The sequence below is a fragment of the Actinomycetospora sp. C-140 genome, from assembly GCF_054796175.1.
Genome location: NZ_JBTWNF010000004.1, coordinates 153,134 through 172,084, shown reverse-complemented (window position 1 = coordinate 172,084; position 18,951 = coordinate 153,134). Strand labels below are relative to the sequence as shown.

At 74.4% G+C, this 18,951-nt stretch carries 20 protein-coding genes; 12 read left to right on the top strand and 8 right to left on the bottom strand.

All coding sequences use genetic code 11. The annotated features are described in order from the left end of the window. The first annotated feature begins 16 nt into the window (after positions 1-16). Together ACR9E3_RS08710 and ACR9E3_RS08705 are read left to right on the top strand one after the other, a co-directional pair. Positions 17-520 carry a MarR family winged helix-turn-helix transcriptional regulator gene (locus ACR9E3_RS08710; protein ID WP_460379835.1) on the top strand — a complete coding sequence of 168 codons (504 nt, stop codon included), beginning with the start codon at positions 17-19 and terminating at the stop codon, positions 518-520. Positions 521-579: 59 nt separating this feature from the next. Then, on the top strand, positions 580-993 hold the full coding sequence (locus tag ACR9E3_RS08705) for a VOC family protein (protein ID WP_460379834.1): 414 nt from the start codon (positions 580-582) through the stop codon (positions 991-993). A 21-nt stretch (positions 994-1,014) separates the two neighbouring features. Here ACR9E3_RS08705 and ACR9E3_RS08700 read toward each other — a convergent pair whose 3' ends face one another. Together ACR9E3_RS08700 and ACR9E3_RS08695 are read right to left on the bottom strand one after the other, a co-directional pair. Continuing rightward, a complete protein-coding gene (locus ACR9E3_RS08700) occupies positions 1,015-1,836 on the bottom strand; it encodes an LLM class F420-dependent oxidoreductase (protein WP_460379833.1) in 822 nt (273 codons plus the stop codon). A gap of 14 nt (positions 1,837-1,850) precedes the next feature. After that, positions 1,851-3,017, bottom strand: a complete 1,167-nt coding sequence (locus tag ACR9E3_RS08695) for a hypothetical protein (protein ID WP_460379832.1) — start codon at positions 3,015-3,017, stop codon at positions 1,851-1,853. A 201-nt stretch (positions 3,018-3,218) separates the two neighbouring features. Between ACR9E3_RS08695 and ACR9E3_RS08690 the strand changes: the two genes are divergently transcribed. The 5 genes from ACR9E3_RS08690 to ACR9E3_RS08670 all read left to right on the top strand — a co-directional run bounded on the left by ACR9E3_RS08690 (position 3,219) and on the right by ACR9E3_RS08670 (position 7,525). Further along, positions 3,219-3,566 (top strand): rhodanese-like domain-containing protein, encoded by a 348-nt coding sequence (locus tag ACR9E3_RS08690; RefSeq protein WP_460379831.1) that lies wholly within the window; start codon positions 3,219-3,221, stop codon positions 3,564-3,566. Positions 3,567-3,663: 97 nt separating this feature from the next. After that, positions 3,664-4,626 carry a helix-turn-helix transcriptional regulator gene (locus ACR9E3_RS08685; protein WP_460379830.1) on the top strand — a complete coding sequence of 321 codons (963 nt, stop codon included), beginning with the start codon at positions 3,664-3,666 and terminating at the stop codon, positions 4,624-4,626. 151 nt (positions 4,627-4,777) lie between these two features. After that, positions 4,778-5,350 carry a GAF domain-containing protein gene (locus ACR9E3_RS08680; RefSeq protein WP_460379829.1) on the top strand — a complete coding sequence of 191 codons (573 nt, stop codon included), beginning with the start codon at positions 4,778-4,780 and terminating at the stop codon, positions 5,348-5,350. A gap of 90 nt (positions 5,351-5,440) precedes the next feature. After that, positions 5,441-6,730 (top strand): metal-dependent hydrolase family protein, encoded by a 1,290-nt coding sequence (locus ACR9E3_RS08675; protein WP_460379828.1) that lies wholly within the window; start codon positions 5,441-5,443, stop codon positions 6,728-6,730. A gap of 75 nt (positions 6,731-6,805) precedes the next feature. Then, complete coding sequence (locus tag ACR9E3_RS08670) at positions 6,806-7,525, top strand: helix-turn-helix domain-containing protein (protein WP_460379827.1); 720 nt, start codon at positions 6,806-6,808, stop codon at positions 7,523-7,525. On the opposite strand, the gene ACR9E3_RS08665 is transcribed toward ACR9E3_RS08670, so the two are convergent. From ACR9E3_RS08665 to ACR9E3_RS08655, 3 genes are read right to left on the bottom strand one after another with little or no spacing between them, the layout of a single operon-like run. Further along, positions 7,522-7,971 (bottom strand): hypothetical protein, encoded by a 450-nt coding sequence (locus tag ACR9E3_RS08665; RefSeq protein WP_460379826.1) that lies wholly within the window; start codon positions 7,969-7,971, stop codon positions 7,522-7,524. The two genes, ACR9E3_RS08670 and ACR9E3_RS08665, sit on opposite strands and share 4 nt — an antisense overlap. Positions 7,972-8,011: 40 nt before the next feature. Continuing rightward, a complete protein-coding gene (locus tag ACR9E3_RS08660; RefSeq protein ID WP_460379825.1) occupies positions 8,012-9,886 on the bottom strand; it encodes a CheR family methyltransferase in 1,875 nt (624 codons plus the stop codon). Next, positions 9,883-10,893 carry a chemotaxis protein CheB gene (locus ACR9E3_RS08655; RefSeq protein ID WP_460379824.1) on the bottom strand — a complete coding sequence of 337 codons (1,011 nt, stop codon included), beginning with the start codon at positions 10,891-10,893 and terminating at the stop codon, positions 9,883-9,885. The genes ACR9E3_RS08660 and ACR9E3_RS08655 overlap by 4 nt, the downstream gene beginning before the upstream one ends. An 85-nt stretch (positions 10,894-10,978) precedes the next feature. On the opposite strand from ACR9E3_RS08655, the gene ACR9E3_RS08650 reads away from it, so the two are divergent. Beyond that, a complete protein-coding gene (locus tag ACR9E3_RS08650) occupies positions 10,979-11,293 on the top strand; it encodes a hypothetical protein (RefSeq protein WP_460379823.1) in 315 nt (104 codons plus the stop codon). 50 nt (positions 11,294-11,343) lie between these two features. Then, entirely contained in the window at positions 11,344-14,547 is a 3,204-nt protein-coding gene (locus ACR9E3_RS08645) for a chemotaxis protein CheB (protein WP_460379822.1), read from the top strand. Between the two features lie 10 nt (positions 14,548-14,557). On the opposite strand, the gene ACR9E3_RS08640 is transcribed toward ACR9E3_RS08645, so the two are convergent. Together ACR9E3_RS08640 and ACR9E3_RS08635 are read right to left on the bottom strand one after the other, a co-directional pair. Next, positions 14,558-15,355: a class I SAM-dependent methyltransferase gene (locus tag ACR9E3_RS08640; RefSeq protein ID WP_460379821.1), complete on the bottom strand. Its 798-nt coding sequence runs from the start codon at positions 15,353-15,355 to the stop codon at positions 14,558-14,560. 55 nt (positions 15,356-15,410) lie between these two features. Then, positions 15,411-16,541 carry an MFS transporter gene (locus tag ACR9E3_RS08635; protein ID WP_460379820.1) on the bottom strand — a complete coding sequence of 377 codons (1,131 nt, stop codon included), beginning with the start codon at positions 16,539-16,541 and terminating at the stop codon, positions 15,411-15,413. A gap of 75 nt (positions 16,542-16,616) precedes the next feature. On the opposite strand from ACR9E3_RS08635, the gene ACR9E3_RS08630 reads away from it, so the two are divergent. The 3 genes from ACR9E3_RS08630 to ACR9E3_RS08620 are packed head-to-tail and all read left to right on the top strand — an operon-like array spanning position 16,617 to position 18,063. Then, positions 16,617-16,964: an ArsR/SmtB family transcription factor gene (locus tag ACR9E3_RS08630; protein ID WP_460379819.1), complete on the top strand. Its 348-nt coding sequence runs from the start codon at positions 16,617-16,619 to the stop codon at positions 16,962-16,964. Next, on the top strand, positions 16,961-17,437 hold the full coding sequence (locus ACR9E3_RS08625; RefSeq protein WP_460379818.1) for an SRPBCC family protein: 477 nt from the start codon (positions 16,961-16,963) through the stop codon (positions 17,435-17,437). The genes ACR9E3_RS08630 and ACR9E3_RS08625 overlap by 4 nt, the downstream gene beginning before the upstream one ends. Next, entirely contained in the window at positions 17,434-18,063 is a 630-nt protein-coding gene (locus ACR9E3_RS08620) for a maleylpyruvate isomerase family mycothiol-dependent enzyme (protein ID WP_460379817.1), read from the top strand. The genes ACR9E3_RS08625 and ACR9E3_RS08620 overlap by 4 nt, the downstream gene beginning before the upstream one ends. 16 nt (positions 18,064-18,079) lie before the next feature. Here the strand turns inward: ACR9E3_RS08620 and ACR9E3_RS08615 are convergent, their stop codons facing one another. Further along, the gene (locus ACR9E3_RS08615; RefSeq protein ID WP_460379816.1) at positions 18,080-18,700 is read right to left on the bottom strand and encodes a L,D-transpeptidase; all 621 of its coding nucleotides are present in this window, start codon (positions 18,698-18,700) and stop codon (positions 18,080-18,082) included. Between the last annotated feature and the right edge of the window lie 251 nt (positions 18,701-18,951).

Sequence of the window (18,951 nt, the reverse complement as noted above, 5' to 3'; positions counted from 1 at the left end):
CAAGTAGACTCGGGCGATGCCGGACCCGCCGCACGCCGTCGACCCCGTCCAGCTGGGCGCGTACTTCGCGCTGGTCGAGGTGTCCGCCCTGCTCCAGCACGGGATCGAGCAGCAGCTCCGCGAGGACGGCGATCTCACTTTCGTGCGCTTCCAGGTCCTCATGCGGCTCGACCAGGCCCCGACGGGCCGCCACCGCATGACCGATCTGGCCGACGCGATCGTCTACAGCCGCAGCGGCCTGACCTACCAGGTGGGCCTGCTGGAGAAGGCCGGTCTCGTCACCCGCGGACCCTCCCCGGACGACGAGCGCAGCGTCGTCGTCACCATCACCGACGCCGGCCGCGCGCTGATCGCGAGAGTGCTCCCCGGGCACGAGGAGGTCGTGAGCGGCCTGCTCTTCGAGCCGCTCTCGCGCGACGACGCCCGGACCCTCAGCGGCCTCCTGACACCCGTGCGCGATCACATGCGCGCGGCGCCCCCGCGCTCCGCGGCATCCCGTCGCCGGGGTCCTCGTTCTTGACTCATCGGTCCTAGAACGCTACGAAGTGGGCTCAACCGATGAGTTGAGGAGGTCGCGCGATGAGGACCCTGCACTTCGGTCTGCGGGTCGCCGATCTCGACCGCTCGCTCGCGTTCTACACCGCGCTCGGCTACGAGGTCGTCGGCAGCGTCCCCGGGACGGGGCTGGGGGACCTGACCATGCTGGCGCTCCCGGGCGACGAGTTCGTCGCCGTCGAGCTCGTCCACGCGCCCGGGAGCGCCCCGGTCCGCGGGGACGCTCTGAGCCACTTCGTGGTCCACGTCGAGTCCATGGACGCCGCTCTCGCCGGGCTGGCCGCCCACGGCATCGAGTCCGAGGCTCCCACGTCGCCGGACGGCTCGGCGGACTTCCGCACGACCTGGATCACCGACCCGGACGGGCACCGCATCGAGCTGGTCCAGTGGCCGGCCGGGCACGCCGCCGGGATGAGCGCCGCCGACTTCGCGGGGTGAGTCGGTCGCGCCCGGGCGCCGTCAGCGCAGCCAGCGTTCCGCGATCGTGTCGAGGCTCCGCAGCACGTCGCGCTCGCCGGCCGGGTCCACCCAGAACGCGATCCGCTCGACACCGACCTCGTCGAAGCCGGTGACGTCGACGGCGTCGGGGTCGGCGCCGAACACGGTGAACGGGACGTCGGGACGGCCGTGGTCGGCCAGCCAGGACCGCACCCGCCGGTAGTCCTCGACGTCGACGGTGTCGGGGAGCCACGCGTCGCCGTGGTCGCGCAGCCGCGCCAGCGCGGCGTCGCTGCCACCGCCGACGTAGATCGGCGGGTGCGGCGTCTGCACCGGCTTCGGCCAGGAGTACACCGGGTCGAAGTCGACGTGCTCGCCGTGGAACTCGGCGCGCTCCTCGGCCCAGAGGCGCGTCAGTGCGGCGAGCTTCTCGTCGAGCACCTTGCCGCGCCGCCGGGGGTCGATGCCGTGGTTCCGCGCCTCCTCGCGGTTCCACCCGACGCCCACGCCGAACAGTGCGCGCCCGCCCGAGACCAGGTCGAGGCTGGCGACCTGCTTGGCGGTGTGGAACACGTCGCGCTCGGCGGGCAGGGCGACGCCCGTCCCGAGGGCGAGCCGCGAGGTGGTCGCGGCGACCACCGCCAGCGTCACGAACACGTCGACGGTGCGGTAGAAGTGCCGCGGCAGATCCCCGCCGCCCGGGGCGGGGCTCTCCCGGCTCGCGGGGATGTGCGAGTGCTCCGGCACGAACAGGGCGTCGAACCCCCGCTCCTCGAGCGCGGGTCCGAGCACCGCCGGGGCGATGGTCTCGTCGGTGACGAAGAGCACGACGCCGTATTTCATGGCGTGATGATCGCTCACACGGCGACGGCGCGCGCCTCGTCCGGGCGGTGATCGGCGAGCTCGCGCATGAGGGCCAGGCGGACCTTGGGCTGCTGGGACAGCGCGACCGCGAGGACGGTTAGGAGAATCCACATCCCGATGCTGCTGATGATCACGAAGATCGCCGGGAGCACCGAGCTGCCGAGGCGCTCGGCCCACTCCTGGGCCGCGAACACGCGCCAGACCAGCATGATGTTGACGAGATAACCGATCACGTAGGACACGGCGAACACCACGGCGAACTGCTTGAGCGTGCCGTCCTTGCGCCGGTGCCAGATCGGTTCGTCGCGGATCGGGAACAGGATCGACAGCACGTTGCCGACGCCCAGCCACAGCAGGATGAAGGAGATCATCAGCGCGCAGGCCTTGAAGAACGCGTCGAGGTTGCCGGCCCGCCAGGCCAGCAGCCCGCTGAGCAGGAAGCCGATCGGGGCGACGATGCACGCGATCGCCAGGTTCTTGGTCACCAGCAGGTGCCACAGCCGCGCGCCGCTGTCGAGGGCGGCGCGCACCCGCATGGCGTCGAAGCTCATCGCGTTGAGCACGACCGCGCCGCCCATGACGACCGAGATCGCCCACAGCCCGAGGTAGGGCAGCCAGTGCTGCATGCGGTCCCACTGGAAGAGCCGGATGACGCCGAGGTAGAGCAGACCGAGCGCCAGGCTGACCGCCAGGCTCTTGACGATCGAGCGCGGCTTGCGCGAGAGCATGTAGCGGATCTCGCCGCTCAGCCCGTGGGCCAGCGCGGGCCCGTGGCGCGTGACCGCGTTGCGCCCGGCCAGCGGCGTGCGCCCGTCGACGGCCGTCGCCCCGGGGTCGGTCTCGCCGGCGTCGATGAGCGCCAGCCGGGCGTCGAGGACGGCGAGGTGCGCGTCGAGGAGGGCCCGCCGCGCCGCGGTCACGGAGGCGGCGGCCGCCGCCTCGGCGCGTGCCGCCGCGGCGTACCCCTCGGCGGGCGGGTCGGTGGGCCCCTCCGTCGCGGGGGCCAGCCGGTCGGCCTCCCGCTGGTCGTCGATCAGGCGCTGGACGTGACGACGCAGCGCGTCGACGTCGTCGCGCTCCTTCCACTTCGACGCGAGCGCGGCCCGCTCCGCCGCGCTCGCGCGTTCGACCAGCTCGCTCAGATCCTCGACCGCGGACATGGCCACTCCCTCTCGTCGCCGACGAGGCAAGCCGCGACGCGCGTCGGCCGCATCACCCGGCGGGGATGAGACGTGACCGCGCGCGTGCCGTACGCCCGGCGAGACGACCGCACGAGCGACGACGGGTTCGGCCGTCCGAGTGTTCGGCGCGCCGTGCCGTGGGCATGCCACCAGCACTGGCTGTCGACCTCCCGAGACGAGATGCGCGTAGAGCACGATCTGTCCGTCGCCGATCTGGCAATCGGGCTCGAGTCCCGCACGATCCTGCTGCTCGACGTCCGCCCGGTCGAGGACGTCGCCGCCGGACACATCCCCGGCTCGTGGCCGGTCGCGTTGGCCGTCCTCCCGCTGCGCCTGCGCGACGTCGACGACCCGCTCCACCACCGCCTGCGGGCCGTTGGGCTGCGCGTCGCGCTCGTGGCCGGCGACGAGGGGTGGCTGTCCGCCGCGCGGGCCATCCTCGCCGAGGTCGCCGTCGAGGCCACCGGCGTGATCGGCGAGGTGAGCGCGTGGAGTCGGGCGGGACGTCCGCTCAACCGCGGTCGGTGATCGGGTTGGGCCGACCGTGGTGGGTGGCTAGGCTGGTCGTCCTGGGTGGGATCACGGGGTGCCGGAGGGGGTGGCTGCCGTGCTGGACGTGTCGTCCATGATCCGGACCGAGGTCGAGACCACCGATCCCGAGGTGGCCCGCGAGTGGATCGCGGATGCCTACACCGAGGTCACACCGAGGCTGTCGGGCGACGTCACGGACTTCCGGATGCGCGTGACCTCCCTGGTCACCGACCGGTTCCGGATCGACGACCTGGTGCACACGATGCACGGCGAGGCCGGGACCGCGCCGTACGGCGGCCTGGTCGTCCAGCGCGTGCGGTCAGGCGGCTTCCGGACGACCATGGGCCCGCACTCGGTCACCCGCGAGGCCGGGGAGCTCGCGGTGATGGACCCGTGGCGGCCGGGGACGACGGTGTGGGAACCCCTCGACATCGAGTCGGTCGTCCTCGACCTGCGGGCGCTCCAGACGGTGGGCGCGGAGCTGAGCGGACTGCCGCCGGAGCGGGTGCGCGTCGAGCTGGGCGTCCCCCTCAGCGAGGCGCTCGGGTCGTACTGGGCCCGCACCGTCGAGCACGTCCGCCGCCACGTCCTCGTCGACGACGAGGTGCTCGCCGCGCCGTTGGTCCGCGCCGAGGCCTTCCGCCAGCTCGCCACCGCAGCGCTGGCGGTCTTCCCGAACAGCGCCCTCGAGACGCTGGGGGACCCGTGCGGTCCCCTGGCGGGCGGCGCTGAACCGGCGACGATCCGCCGGGCGGTGGAGTTCATGGACGCCAACGCCCACCGCGACATCGACATCACCCAGATCGCCGGGGCCGCTCGCATCGGCACCCGCGGACTGCAGCACGCGTTCCGCCGCCACCGCGGCCAGACGCCGCTCGAGTACCTGCGGACCGTGCGGATGGACGCCGTGCACCGCGAGCTCCAGGCCGGCGACCCGACCCGCGGCGACACCGTCGGGGCGATCGTCGCGAAGTGGGGGTTCACCAACCCGGGCCGGTTCGCGGTCGACTACCGCCGCGTCCACGGGTACTCCCCCAGCGACGCCCTGCGGCGCTGACCGGGGGCGGCGCCCGGCCCGGCTCCTTGACCCGGGCGTCATCGACGGAGGACAGTGCGTAGTCGCTGTTCGGACAGTTTCCTCGGTATCCGTCCTGACTCCATGGACCCGCACGTCCCATCACCGCTCCCAGTGGACGGAGACGGTCGCCGTGACCGTTGACAACCTCGTCGCCCACCTGCGCCGCAGCGGCACCGGCCTCAACGACGTCACGCTGGTGCGTGATCACGAACCCGCCCTGGTGCGCATCGTCGCCGCGGCCCTCGTCGCGGTGCCGGTCGCGGCCTTCGCGGGGCTGAGCCCCGCCGACGGGCGCTACCGCTCCGCCTGCCCGTCCGTCGTCGGCCCGCTGGATGCCCTCCAGGCCGAGCTGGGCGAGGGCCCGGCGATGACCGTGCTGTCGAGGGCTCCCACGGACGGCGTCGTCGCGGTCCACGACTTCGCCGGCGGCGACCGGCACCGGTGGCCGGCGTTCTCGGCGCGCGCGCTCGACGCCGGCTGCCGCTCGATGCTGTCGATCCTGCTCGAGGTCGATGGCGTGCCCCGCGCCGCGCTGAACCTCTACGGCCGGGGTCCGCACATGTTCGGCGTCCAGGCGCGCCGGGCCGGCGGACTGTTCGCCGTGTCGGCCGGGATGCTGCTCATGGCCGCCGAGCAGGCCGGTCGGCCCACCGGGACCGCACCGTGGGTCGCCGAGCACTGCGGCGTCACCGACGCCCCGTAGATCCGTCGGGACCTTCGTCCCCTGTCGCCCGCCGCGGGATTCGACCAAGGTCGACCCGGAAGACGAGGGCGACGAGCGAGGGAGTCCCGCGTGCCCGACGAACAGGTGCTGCTCGAGCACGTGCGGCTGATCGACGGCCGTGGCGGCGACCCGGTCGAGGACGCCGCCCTGCTGGTGGACGGGACGCAGGTGTCGTGGGTCGGCCCCGCCGGCGAGCTCCCGGCCGGTCACGACGGCGTCCGCCGGGTCGACCTGCGGGGTCGCACCGTGTGCCCGGGCTTCATCGACGCCCACGTGCACTTCGCCCTGCCGGGCGCGCACGGCAGCCCGCTGGAGGGGCTCCAGGAGCCGCCGACCTACCGCGTGCTCAAGGTCCTGCAGCGGCTGCGCACGACCCTGGAGAACGGCGTGACGACGGCCCGGGACCTCCTGGGCCTCGACGCGGGCTTCCGGCGCGCCGTCGCCGAGCGCCGTGTCCCGGGCCCGCGCCTGCTCGTCTCGATCGCGATGCTCAGCCAGCGCGGCGGCCACGGGGACTTCACCACCCCGTCGGGCATCGACGGGCTCGCCGCCGCGGTCGCGTTCCCCGGCAGCCCGCCGAACCTCGTGGACTCGGTCGACGCGATGCGCCTGCGGGTGCGCGAGCTCGTCGCCGCGGGAGCCGACTGCATCAAGCTGGCCTCGAGCGGCGGCGTCACGTCTCCCCACGACCAGCCCGAGTGGCTGGGCCTGCGCCCGGAGATGATCCACGCCGCCGTCGAGGAGGCCGGCGCCTACGGCGGGCTGCCCGTGGCCGTGCACGCCATGGGACGCCCGGGCATCGAGGCGGCCGTGCGGGCGGGGGTGACCAGCATCGAGCACGGCTACGCCCTCGACGACGAGCTGCGCGCGGAGATGGTCGAGCGCGGTCAGTTCCTCGTGCCCACCCTGATCGAGACGATGACCGAGCCCGACCCCGCGCGCAGTGCGCCGGGCACCTACGAGAAGGCCGTGCGCTGGCACCGCGTCGCCCACGAGTCGGCGGCGCGCTCGGTCGCCGCCGGCGTGCGCATCGCCCTCGGCACCGACGCCGGGATCACCCCCGACCACGGCACGAACCTCGGTGAGCTGGACCTGCTCGTCCGCCTCGGCGGGATGACGCCCCTGGAGGCGATCTCGGCCGGGACGCGCGACGCCGCCGAGCTGTGCGGGGTCGACGACGTCACCGGGACGCTGGTGGCCGGGAAGGCCGCCGACCTCGTCGTCACCGACGCGGACCCCCTGTCCGACATCGCCGCCCTGGCGGACCCGGCCCACGTGCTCGCCGTGGTCAAGGAGGGCCGCGTCGCCATCGACCGGGCCGGCGTGCTCGGCGGCGGCCTCCCCGCCCTGATCCCCTGACCCGTCGTCCCGGTTCCGCGCCGGGCGGCCTTGTGCCAGGGTCGCATCGAGGCAACCCGACGGGAGGAGACCAGGATGACCGGCGCGCGGGACCCCGTCGCCGTCGCCACGGGCGTGCTGATGGAGCGCTATCAGCAGGATCTCGACGACGCCTCGGCGATGTTGCGGGAGCTCGCGGCGAAGAGCGGACGCGGCGTCGGCGAGTTCGCCGCCGGGCTGCTGAGGACCTCCGAGGACGCCGCCGATGCCGACCTCGACGCGGGTCCCGCCGTGGTGCGGCGCGCCGTCGCGTTCATCCAGGCCAACGCCCACCGCCCCATCGGCATCGACGACATCGCCCGCGCCGCCCGGATCGGTGTGCGCGGACTGCAGCACGCCTTCCGCCGGCACCGGGACGAGACGCCGATGGGCCACCTGCGGAAGTTCCGGATGGACAGCGCCCACCGCGACCTCGTGCGCGGCGACCGGACCCGAGGGGACACCGTCGGAGGCATCGCCGAGCGGTGGGGGTTCAAGAGCCCGGGCCGGTTCGCCATCGAGTACCGGAACGCCTTCGGTTGCTCACCGGGCGACGTCCTGCGCGGCGAGGAAACGGCGGCGGACCCTCCCGCCCTGCTCGCCCGTGCCCGGGAGGCGAGACGCCGCGCCCAGCTGCTCGCCGATCCGACCACCGATGCGTCGATCGAGGCACTGCTGCACCACGCGCGGGCCGAGAGCATCCCCCTCCCGCCCACGGTCGAGGCCCGTCTGACCCTCCTCCTGGGGCGACCCTCGGCGACCGACGGCGCCGGCTAGCCCGTCGAGGGCTCGCCCTCCGCGCTCGCGAGGGCGCTCGCGCCGGACTCACGATCCACCTCGAGCTGCTCGCGGTCCCCCAGAGCCAGGAAACGCCGGAGGGCGGCGCGCGACCGGGCGAGGCGTTCGGTCGACCGCTCGATGGCCTGCTGATCGCGGTCCAGGGCCCGCTCAGCCCGCTCGGCCGCGCCCGGCCCGACGATGCCCACGTGCCGCGACATCTCGCACAGCTGCGCCTCGCGCTCGTCGGCGCGGGTCTCCCGCGCGTCCGCCGTCTGCTCGCGCCGGTCGGCGTCCGCCTCACGTCGGTCGGCGTCGATCTCCCGCGCGTCGGCGGCCCTGTCACGCTCGTCGGCGCGGGCCTCCCGCTCGTCGAGCTGCTGCTGTCTCCGCGCCTGTGACCCGCTGAAACCGTGCCCGGGCACCGCCGGAGTGGTGTCGCCCATGGCATGACTCTACGGGCCCGGACAGCCCGATGTCACCGACTCACGATGTCGCTGTGGGTTCGGAGGGTTCCGTCCCGTCGCTCGAGTCCGACTGGTCCATCAGCACGATCGCTCCCGTCGGGCCGCTGTTGCGCAGCCGCAGCGGGGACGCGGTGAGCGCCAGCTGCACCGTCCGACCCCGGCGGTTGATCGCCTCGACCCGCAGCGACTCGTCACCGTCCCCGTTCAGCGCCCCGCGCACGAGCGGGCGCAGGCGCTCGGTGGGCAGCCCGATGTCGAGGTTGAGCAGGTGCTGGCCGATCGTCTCGTCGGCGCGCAGGCCCCAGAGGTCGTCCGCCTGCCCGTTCCAGGCCCGCACGATCAGCTCCGTGTCGACGACCACCACGGCGGTCCGCAGGCTGCCGAGGACCGACTCGAGGAAGTCGTTGGCCTCGTCGAGCTGGCCGGTGCGCTCCCGCAGCTCGTCGTTCATGGACTGGAGCTCGTCGTTGGTCGACTGCAGCTCCTCGTTGGTGGTCTCGAGCTCCTCCACCGTCGACTGCAGCTCCTCGTTGGTGGTCTCCAGCTCCTCCACCGTCGACTGCAGCTCCTCGTTGGTGGTCTCCAGCTCCTCCACCGTCGACTGCAGCTCCTCGTAGGCGGTCTCCACCTGCCGGTGCGCGGCCTGCAGCTCGCCGTTGAGGCGCTGGTAGCGCGTGACGTCGGAGAAGAACGCCGCCACCGCGGGGCCGCCGTTCGCCTCGCCCTCGAGCGGCACGAGCTGGACGTCGAAGTAGAGGGTCTCGGTGGCCGAGCGCGAGAACTGCACCTCGTGCAGCCACATCGTGCTGCGGCTGCGGCGGACGTCGTCGTAGGCGCTGCGCAGCCCCCCGATGCGCTGGCACAGGTCGAGGTCGGCGAAGTTGCGGCCGATCTCCCGGTTGCTCATCCCGAGCTGCGCCTCGGCACGCTGGTTGGTCGTGGCGACGACCCCGTCGGTGTTGACGACGATCGTCGCCAACGGGCTGTGCAGCAGCGTCTCGTCCTCGAGCCGCGCCTCGCCCCCGTTGCGGCCGTCGTCGAGACGCGCGTGCGAGACGGCGAACCGCTGGCCCGGGTCGACCTGCTCGGCCTTGCGGAAGAACCGGCGCTTGAGGTCGATCGGGAGGAACAGCCGGGCGTGGCTCAGCAGCATCTCGGCCTTGCCGAGGAACAGCACGCCGGACGAGTTGAGGGCGAAGTGGAACCGGCGGAGCACCTGCGCCTGGGTCTCGGCGTTCAGGTACATCAGGGTGTTGCGGCAGACGAGCAGGTCGAGGCGTCCGATGGGGGCGTCCTGGACGAGGTCGTTCCGACCGAAGATCACGCTGTGCCGGAGGTCGCCGCGGAAGGTGAAGCGGGAGCCGTTGCGCTCGAAGTACTTGCCGCGCAGGTCCTCGGGCAGGGCCTGGAGGTCCTTCTCGCCGTAGGTCGCCTGCCGGGCGGTGGCGAGGGCGTCCTCGTCCACGTCGGTGGCGTAGACCTTCACCCGGCGCCGGAACTCCTCGGGCCCGACCTGTTCGGCCAACAGGATCGCCAGCGCGTAGGCCTCCTCGCCGCTGGCGCAGCCCGCCGACCAGATCCGGATGCTCTCGCCCCGGGTCTTGGGGGCGAGCAGGCCGGGCACCACCTCCTGCTGCAGCTCGCGCCACGCCTCGGGATCGCGGAAGAAGCCCGTGACGTTGATCAGGATGGTGTTGAACAGCTGCGTGAACTCGTTCTGGTCCACCTGGAGCCGGTCGAGGTACTCGGCGACGGTCTCGACCTCGACCTGCTGCATCCGCCGCTCGACACGCCGCTGCACGCTGGAGCGCTTGTAGCCGGTGAAGTCGAATCCACGGCTCTCCTTGATGAACTCCAGCAGGCTCTCGAAGTCGGCGTCGACTCCCTCGGTCACCGCTCGCTCCCGTCGTCACCCTCGGTCCCGCCCCTGCCGGTGAGCAGCCGGCGCAGCACGGTCGCCGACCCGAGGGCCTCCTCTGCCGACCGCTGCGACCGCTCCGCCACGCTCGCCGCGCCGCGGGCCTCGGCGGAGGCCGCCAACCGGCGGGACAGCGCCACCTTGTCCTCGAGCGCGCGCATCGCAGCATAGAGGGCGCGCTCGACCGCATCGTCCTGCTCCGCCCCGAGACTCGCCGCCGACCACGCGTGCCCGGTCCGGCACCGGTACCGCGGACGCTCCTCGCTGCCCACGTCGAACATCGGGCCCGAGCAGTCGGGGCAGCTCATGCCCACCGGCCGCCCCGGTGGATCCCGCTCGGTCATCTCGTACCCCTCGCCCCGGCTGACCCGCACCTCGTAGACGAGCTGGGCGGACGGGCGGGCGACGTCGAGCGGGGGCCTCGCGAGGATCTCGTCGAGTGTCGGCCCGACGTCGCGTGCGCGACGCACGAGGGCACCGGGGACCTGCTCCAGCGCAGCGGTGGGCATTGCCTCGTACAGCGCGTCCTCCGCGTCCTGCACCACGGCCGTCCCGCCGTGACGCACGATGTCGAGCAGGCCGGCCGCGCCGTCGTCGAGCAGACCGCTGAGCACCACCCCGACGGCCCCTGGTCCGGCCTCGAGCGCGATCGACCGGAACAGCGGGTCGATGCCGGGGCGGTGGCCGTTCTCCTTCGGCCCGCGGGTGAGGTCGACCCGGCCGTCGGCGACGTGCAGGTGCGTGTTCGGGGGCGCCACGAGCACCTGCCCCGGCGCGAGCGGTGCCCCGTGACGCGCGGCGGCGACGGGGAGGGCGCACCGCCCGTCGAGCAGCCCGGCCAGCACCGAAGGGGCGGCGGCCGCCTGGTGCAGCACGACCAGGACCGTGGCTTCGAGGTCGGCGCCGAGCCCGGCGACCACCTCGAACAGCGCCTCGACCCCGCCCGCCGACGCGCCGATGCCGACGATCCTCCGGTCGCTCATGTCGCGCCCCCTGGACGTCTGCCGTGTGTGGAAGGGTAGCGAGACGCCCGCCGCGTCCTCACCCCGCGGGTGCCGGGAGGTCGCCGTGAACCAGGAGCCCGAGGGCGGATCCGCGCCCGAGGTGGACCACCGCTCCGAGGTCGAGTCGTCGACGACGCGCGCGTGGCGGCAGGCCGCGGAGCTCAGCGACCGGCTGGCCCGGCTCGCCGACGACGTGGCCGACTCCGAGGAGAAGGTGGCACTGGCCTACGAGGAGGCCGCGCGGGTGCGGCCCCACGCCGCCGAGCGGCTGCAGGGCGCCGCGCAGGAGGCTCGCGACTTCGCCGAGCGTGAGCGCGAGCACGCGCGCCGTGTCCGCGAGCAGGCCGAGGACTCGAGCGGGACGACCCCGTCGGCCTGAGCCCGCCCGCGGTGCTCGCGCCCCTGGTCGGGAACCCTCACTCTGGTGCGGTGGACGGCACGGAGTCGGATCGGTCCCGCGCGCGGGTCGTTGTCCTCGTGGCGTCGGCGGGCGGCCTCGACGCGATCATCCGCGTCCTGCTCGGCCTCCCCGCCGCGATGCGGACCCCGGTGGTGGTGGCGCAGCACCTCTCCGCGCCGCACGAGAAGTTCGTCGCCGTGCTCTCGCGGCAGGTCGGGCGCATCGTCGCGTGGGCGGAGGACGGCGAGCCGCTGCGCGACGACCGGGTCGCGGTCTGTCCCCCCGGCAGTTCGCTGGAGCTGCTCCCGGACCGGACCTGCGCCGTGCACCCGCTCGCCGGGCACGTCGGGCACGACCGGTTCGACGTCCTGCTCACCTCCGCCGCGGAGTCGTTCGGCTCCGGCACCGTCGCCGCCGTCCTGTCCGGTCTCGGGAACGACGGCACCGCCGGCGCGACCGCGGTCCGCGCGGCCGGGGGCACCGTGCTGGTCCAGGACGCCGACAGCGCCGGACAACCGGCCATGCCCGGCTCGGTCGCGAGCGCCGGCGCCGCGGACCGGGTCCTGCCGGTGGACGAGATCGGCGCCGTCATCGGCAACATCGTCCGGGGGTTCGGGCTGCCGCCCTCCCTGCCGGACCTCGAGGCCGTGCGGTCGGTGTTCGCCGGCCCCGGTGACGTCGCCCGTCTCGCCCGCGGCATGGACTGGGGATCCACCGCGCTCGGGGCGGTGGCCGGGTGGGAGCCGGTCCTGCGGACCACCCTGCGTCTGGCGCTCGAGGCGCCGCTCGCCATGTGCCTGCTGTGGGGACCCGACCACGTCCAGCTCTACAACGACGCCTACCGCGTGATCATGGGCAACAAGCACCCGGCGGGGCTCGGCCGGCCCAACCGCGAGTGCTGGCCGGAGGTGTGGCACCTCAACGAAGGGATCTACCGCCGCGTCCGGGCCGGGGAGCCCGTCGAGGTCCGCGAAGCGCTCTACCCGACCAGCAGGCACGGCGCCCTCGAGGACGCCTGGTTCGATCTCTTCTTCATCCCGGTCGAGGACGAGGCCGGAACGATCCCCGGCATCCTCTGCACTGTCGTGGAGCGCACCGCGGAGGTGCTCGCGGCGCGCAGGCTCCGGACCCTGAACGAGCTCTCCGACCGCACGACCGGCGCGCCCACCTGGCTCTCCGCCTTCGAGCGGGCGCTCGAGGTCCTCGCCCGGCACGACGAGGACGTCCCGTTCGCCCTCGGTTACCGGGTCGACCACCTCCACGCCGTGGCCCGCCTCGTCCGGGCGGTCGGCCTCGAGCCCGAGAGCACCTTCGCGCCCCCACAGCTGCCGCTGGGCGAGCGCTGGGGCTGGCCGCTCGCGCACGCCGTCGCGACGGGGGAACAGATCCTGGTCGGCGACGTCGGCGCGCGCTTCGGGGTGTCCGACCGCGCCGAGGAGCCGCCGTGCGATCAGGCACTGATCCTGCCGCTGACCCACCCCGGTACGGAGAGCTGCGTCCTCGTGCTCGGGTTGTCGCCCCGGCTGCGGTGGGACGCGCGGTACGAGGAGTTCCTGCGCCTGGTGAGCGGCGAGGTGGCGGTGCGGGTCGGCGAGGCGCGCACCCGGGAGAAGGACCGGGAGCGCATCGAGCGCCTCAACGCGCTCGACCGGGCGAAGACGGCCTTCTTCTCCAACGTGTCCCACGAGTTCCGGACGCCCCTGACCCTCATGGTCGCCCCGATCGAGGACATCCTCGCGCGGCGCGACCTCCCCGAGGACCTGCGCACGGACGTCGAGCTCGTCCGCCGCAACGCCCGTCGCCTGCTCCGGCTGGTCGGCACGCTCCTGGACTTCTCCCAGGCCCAGGCCGGGCGTCTGCGCGCCCGGTTCGAGCCGGCGGACCTCTCGGCGCTCACCGGGGACATCGTGGCGGTCCTCCGCAGCGCCGTGGAGCACTGCGGGATCGCGTTGCGCCTCGATGCCGCGCCCCTGCCCGAGCCGGTGTGGCTCGACGCGGAGATGTGGGAGAAGATCCTGTCGAACCTGCTCTCCAACGCGCTGAAGTTCACCTTCGACGGCGCGATCGACGTCCGCGTCCGTGCGCTGCCCCACCACGCGGAGATCCAGGTCAGCGACACCGGCGTGGGGATCCCGGCCGACGAGCTGCCCCACGTGTTCGAGCGGTTCCACCGCGGCCGGTCGACCGCCGGACGCACCCACGACGGGGCCGGGATCGGCCTGTCGCTGACCCACGAGCTCGTCCGCCGCCACCGTGGACGCGTCCGGGTGCGCAGCGAGGAGAAGGTCGGCACCACCTTCACCGTGTGGCTGCCCATGGGGTCCCGCCCCGACATGGAACACACGACCCCGGAGCCGTCGGGCCACGCCCTCGACGTCGCCGCGTCGCTCGCGGAGGAGGCCGCGGCGTGGGTGCCGGAACAGGACGACCGGCGACTCGACACGATCCTCCTCCCCGAGGAGGCCCGTGTCCCCGGCGATCCCGCCCTCGACGCGCGGGTGCCGGGCGCGCGCGTGCTCGTGGCCGACGACAACCCGGACCTGCGGCGCTATCTGCGGCGGCTGCTCGGCGCGACCTGGGACGTCCGGACCGTGGCGGACGGCGCGGAAGCCCTCAGCGCCGCGCGCGAGCACCGTCCCGACATCGTGCTGGCCGACGTGATGATGCCGAAGGTCGACGGCCTGGGCCTGGTGCGGCAGCTCCGCGCCGACCCGGGGCTGGACACGACGCCCGTCGTCCTGCTCACGGCGCGGGCGGGCGAGGACGCCGCGATCGAGGGCCTGCTCGCCGGAGCCGACGACTACCTGGTCAAGCCCTTCACGGGTCGTGAGCTGATCGCCCGGCTGGGGGCACACATCGAGCTCGCCGCGGTCCGCCGCCACGCCGAGGACCGCTTCCGGGCACTGGTCAACGCCAGTTGGGACGTCGCCTACAGGATGGGCCCGGACTGGACCGAGATGCGCGCCCTCGACGGCCGCGGCTTCATCGCCGACACCGCCGACCCCACCAGCACCTGGGTCGACCACTACATCCCGCCCGAGGACCGTTCCGTGGTGGAGGACGCGATCCGCCGGGCCGTCGCCGCGAAGTCGATGTTCGAGCTGCGACATCGGGTGTTCCGGCGGGACGGCTCGGTCGGCTGGACGCTGTCCCGTGCCGTCCCCCTCCTCGACGACCGGGGGGAGATCGTCGAGTGGGTCGGCGCGGCCAGCGAGCTGCCCGACCCGGGCTGAACCGGCCCGCTCAGCCCGCGCGACGGGCCAGGTAGCCGGCCACGTCGATCTCCGCGCGCAACGGCAGCCCGGCCCGGACGTGCTGCGCCGCGCTCGCGACGGCGGCGTCGTGGAACGCCTCCTCGCCCACGGTCCGGACCGCCTCGTAGGCGGGGCCGGTGGCGGCGAGGGCGCGCGCGAACGCCTCCGGGTCGGCGAACTCCCACCAGAAGGGCACCGTCACGCGGCGGACGTCGGTGAACCCGTGCGACGCGAGCAGCTCCTCCCCCGCACCCGGACGCCCCAGCGCCACCATCGCCGCCTGGTGGGCGACGGCCGGCGCGGCGGCCAGCCGGAACGGCGCGAGCGCCCACGCCCCCGGCGAGACCTTGATGTGCCCCCACACGGTCAGCCCGAGCCGGCCGCCCGGCGCGAGCACCCGGTGGACCTCGGCGAGCGCGTCCGGCGTCGTGCCCCAGATGCCGCGGAAGCTGGTGACGACGTCGGCGCTGCCGTCGGCCCAGGGCAGCGCGTGCATGTCCCCCACCCGCACGTCGGCGTCCGGGTTGCGGTCGCGGGCGACGGCGACGAGCCGCGCCGAGGCGTCGATGCCGGCGCAGGTCGCGCCGCGCAGGGCGGCGAGCTCGAGCGCGAGCCCGGAGCCGCACGCGACGTCGAGCACCCGGTCGCCGGCGTCGATGCCGAGGTGGTGGTGCATCGCGACGTACTCGCGGCAGTTGGCGGGTTCGGAGAGGGTCGCGAAGTCGGCCGCCCGGCGGCCCCAGCCCTCGTCGACGACGGTCCAGTCCTGGGTGCTCGCCTGGGCCACGCTGTCCAGCATCGTCCGCGGGCCGGTCGGCGACAAGGACGCGGGTGCGCGCGGTTCAGGCGCGGGTCATAGTGCCGAAGACGCCGACGCACCCCCAGGCCACGGCGGCGACCCCGAGGAACGCGAGGTAGACACCCGCGTCGCCGATCCCCGGGGCGAGCGACGCCGCGGCGACCGGCGCGGTCAGCCCGGCGAGGCCCCAGCCGGTGAAGACGAGCCCGAAGGTGGTGCCGAAGCGCTCGGGCGCGACCACGTCGGAGGTGGCCGCCGGGGTGAGCGCGGAGAGCGCACCGTACTGCGCCCCGAGGACGAACAGGGCGGCGAGGGCCAGGGGGCCCGTCGCCCCGAGCGCGAGCGGCAGGCACGCCACGACGAGCAGGGCGGCGTCGCCGTGCAGCGCCGCGCGGCGTCCCACGCGGTCGGAGAGCGGGCCCGCGACGAGGCGCCCGGCGAAGTTGCCGAGGTTGAGCAGGGCCACCGCGAGCGCGACGGCCGCGGTCGGGCCCGCGAGCCTGCCGGCCTGGGCGAACGCGGCCAGCGCGGGCGCGCTGCCGAGCCCGAAGGCCAACCACAGGGCCACGACGGGCGCGCGCCGGCGTCCGGGCCGGTCGGCGGGGGCCGTCGTGACCCGGTGCGGGTGGCTGCCGGGGACGAGGATCGCGGCGACGACCAGCAGGATGCCGAGGGCGCCGGCCAGCACGGCGAACGTGGCCGGTCGACCCACGGCGGCCAGGAGGGTCGCGGCGACCGGGGCCAGGGCGGCGGTGCCGATGGCGTAGGCGCTGACCACCAGCCCGAGGGCGAGCCCGCGACCCGAGGCGAGGGTGCCGGCGACCCGGACGGCGGTCGCGTAGCCGAGCCCGCTCGACCCGCCGACCACCACGCCGAAGGCGAGGAGGATCGTCGCGACCGAGCCCGCGGCGCCGCTGCCGAGCAGGCCGGCGACCATGCCCACCGCGGCCACGACGGCCAGGCGCCGCGGGGCGACCCGGTCGGCGAGCCGCCCGCCGACCACCACGGCGGTCATGAAGGCGGCCAGGCCGACGGAGAAGACGGCCGCCAGGGCCGTCCCGTCCGCCCCGAGCTCGCGGCCCAGGGCACCGGTGAACACGTCCCAGGCGAACAGCGGGCTGACCGCGAGGTCGAGCAGCACCGCGCCGGTGATCACGCGTGTCGTGCCGGTCATCGGCCCATCCTGACGCCTGGCGCCCCTCCGGCGAGACCCTTGCGGAGCTGCTCGGTCGCTCTAGACTTACCGTTCGTGTCAGCTTACCGAGATGCCGGCCTGGGGTTGCTCGGCGACCCCATGCGCCGCGCGATCTTCGAGACGCTGGCGCGACGGCCCAGCTCGGTCGGCGAGCTCGCCGAGCAGCTCCCGATCAGCCGCCCGGCCGTGTCCCAGCACCTCAAGGCCCTGAAAGACGGCGGGCTGGTCGTCTCGCACGCCGAGGGCACCCGTCGCATCTACCGGCTCGACCCGCAGGGCGTGGCCGCGCTGCGGAGCTGGCTCGACGGCGTCTGGGAGCACGCCCTGGCCGACTTCCACAAGTTCGCCGCACAGACCGTCGCCGACGAGACGACCCACCACGTGACCGAGGAGCAGCCGTGACCACACCGATCCCGGCGATCGAGGGCAAGACCACCGTGAACGTCGGGCGCGACCGCGCGTTCGAGCTGTTCACCGGCCACTTCGGGGCCTGGTGGCCCCGGCAGTACCACATCGGCGCGGCCGAGGTCGCCGACGTGGTCCTCGAGCCGCGGGAAGGCGGGCGGTGGTTCGAGCGCGGCATCGACGGCAGCGAGTGCGACTGGGGCCGGGTGCTGGCCTGGGAGCCCCCCGAGCGCGTGGTGTTCACCTGGCAGATCGGCGGCGACTGGCAGTTCGACCCCGATCCCGCGCACGCCAGCGAGATCGAGGTCCGCTTCCACGCCGACGGGCCCGAGCAGACCACCGTCGAGGTCGAGCACCGCCACTTCGAGCGCCTCGTCGGCGGCGACGGCGTCCACGGCGCCATCGAGCACGGTGGTGGCGGCTGGGTCGCGCTTCTCGCCGCCTACGCGCAGATGGTCGAGAACCAGTGACCGACCCGCACCCGATCCGGCTCGCCCACGACGAGCGCGCCGAGCTGGCCGACTTCCTGGCCGGGCTCACGCCCGCGCAGTGGGACGCCCCGACCCTGTGCCACCGCTGGAGCGTGCGCGACGTCGTCGCCCACGTCATCAGCTACGACCATCTCGGCCCCACCGGCTTCGTCGGGCGCCTCGCCCGCGGCCGGTTCGACCCCGACGAGGCCAACCAGGTCGGCGTCGACGAGTACGCGCACCTCGCGCCGGACGAGCTGCTCGCCGAGCTGACCGACCACCTGCGACCGGCCGGCCTGACCGCGCGGTTCGGCGGCCGGATCGGGCTGGTCGACGGGCTCATCCACCACCAGGACATCCGCCGCGCGCTCGGGGCGACCCGCGAGGTCCCCGCCGAGCGGCTGGCGGCGGCGCTGCCGTTCGCCAGGGTCGCCCCACCGATCCGGGCGTTCTCCCGGGCCCGGGGCCTGCGCCTCGTCGCCACCGACGTCGGCTGGTCGTCGGGCCGGGGCCCGGTGGTCGAGGGGCCCGCCGAACCGCTGCTGATGGTGATGGCGGGCCGCGGCGACGCCCTCGACGAGGTCGCCGGCCCGGGCCGCGACGTCCTCGCCGGACGCCTGGCCTGATCCCGGCGGCCGGCGGTCAGGCGGCGGCGCCCCGCGCGGCGTTCTCCTCGGAGGCGTTGACGACCTGCACCTTGTCGCCCTCCTGCAGGTCGGCGAAGACGGCCTTCGCGTCGGGCATCTCCATCCGGATGCAGCCGGCCGACGAGCGCGAGGGGTCCCCGCCGTGGAAGGCGATGCCCCCGTCGGCGAAGAACACGGAGTAGGGCATCGGCGCCGGGCGTCCGTCCCGGGTCCGCGACTCGCCCGAGGTGTGGTCGCGGTCCTTCCGGTAGACCCGCAGCGAGTGGCCCACCGGGGTCGCCCGGCCCTCGCCGCCGGACGCGATCGTCATCGGGCCGCGGGTGACCCTGCCGTCGCGGATCAGCCAGGCCCGCTGCGACTCCAGGTCGACGCACGCCCGCGCGGAGACCGAGCAGGGTGTGCCGGGCACCAGCGCCTCGGCGTGCGCGGCCTGCGCGGCCGGGCTCGCCTCCGGACTCTGGCTCGCCGGCGCGGCCAGGGCCGGGACGGCCACGGCCGTGCCGCCGGCGGTCACCGTCAGGGCCAGGACGGCGGCGACGCGCCCCGGGTGGCGCCGGCGGGCGCCCCGGCCGCCGGGCCGGCGGTGGCGACCGCGCTGCGTCGGGTCCGGGCTCATCGGGCGTCCTCCTCGTCGGTGGGCGTGGGGACGGCGCGGGCCGTCTCCTGCCCTTCCGTCGACGAAACGCCCGCAGCGCTACAGCAGCCGAACGGGTGAATCTCATCGGCCGACAGTCGGCGGGGAGGGCAGCGAGTGGTCCCGACCCGAGGGAGACCCGGGGTCAAGGTGCGCTCGTCCCGTGCCCGCACCCGTGCGCGTCGGGGCCGCATCGACGTCCAGGACCACTCACCGACCTGGACGGGCTCACC

Coding starts and splice junctions, on each gene's coding strand:
- ACR9E3_RS08695 (WP_460379832.1), bottom strand. CDS start 3,017: ATGTCCGCGGTCGAGGATCTGAGCGAGCTGGTCGAACGCGCGAGCGCG.
- ACR9E3_RS08615 (WP_460379816.1), bottom strand. CDS start 18,700: ATGAGCCCGGACCCGACGCAGCGCGGTCGCCACCGCCGGCCCGGCGGC.
- ACR9E3_RS08665 (WP_460379826.1), bottom strand. CDS start 7,971: ATGGGCGACACCACTCCGGCGGTGCCCGGGCACGGTTTCAGCGGGTCA.
- ACR9E3_RS08685 (WP_460379830.1), top strand. CDS start 3,664: ATGATCCGGACCGAGGTCGAGACCACCGATCCCGAGGTGGCCCGCGAG.
- ACR9E3_RS08705 (WP_460379834.1), top strand. CDS start 580: ATGAGGACCCTGCACTTCGGTCTGCGGGTCGCCGATCTCGACCGCTCG.
- ACR9E3_RS08700 (WP_460379833.1), bottom strand. CDS start 1,836: ATGAAATACGGCGTCGTGCTCTTCGTCACCGACGAGACCATCGCCCCG.
- ACR9E3_RS08690 (WP_460379831.1), top strand. CDS start 3,219: ATGCGCGTAGAGCACGATCTGTCCGTCGCCGATCTGGCAATCGGGCTC.
- ACR9E3_RS08710 (WP_460379835.1), top strand. CDS start 17: ATGCCGGACCCGCCGCACGCCGTCGACCCCGTCCAGCTGGGCGCGTAC.
- ACR9E3_RS08635 (WP_460379820.1), bottom strand. CDS start 16,541: ATGACCGGCACGACACGCGTGATCACCGGCGCGGTGCTGCTCGACCTC.
- ACR9E3_RS08655 (WP_460379824.1), bottom strand. CDS start 10,893: ATGAGCGACCGGAGGATCGTCGGCATCGGCGCGTCGGCGGGCGGGGTC.
- ACR9E3_RS08670 (WP_460379827.1), top strand. CDS start 6,806: ATGACCGGCGCGCGGGACCCCGTCGCCGTCGCCACGGGCGTGCTGATG.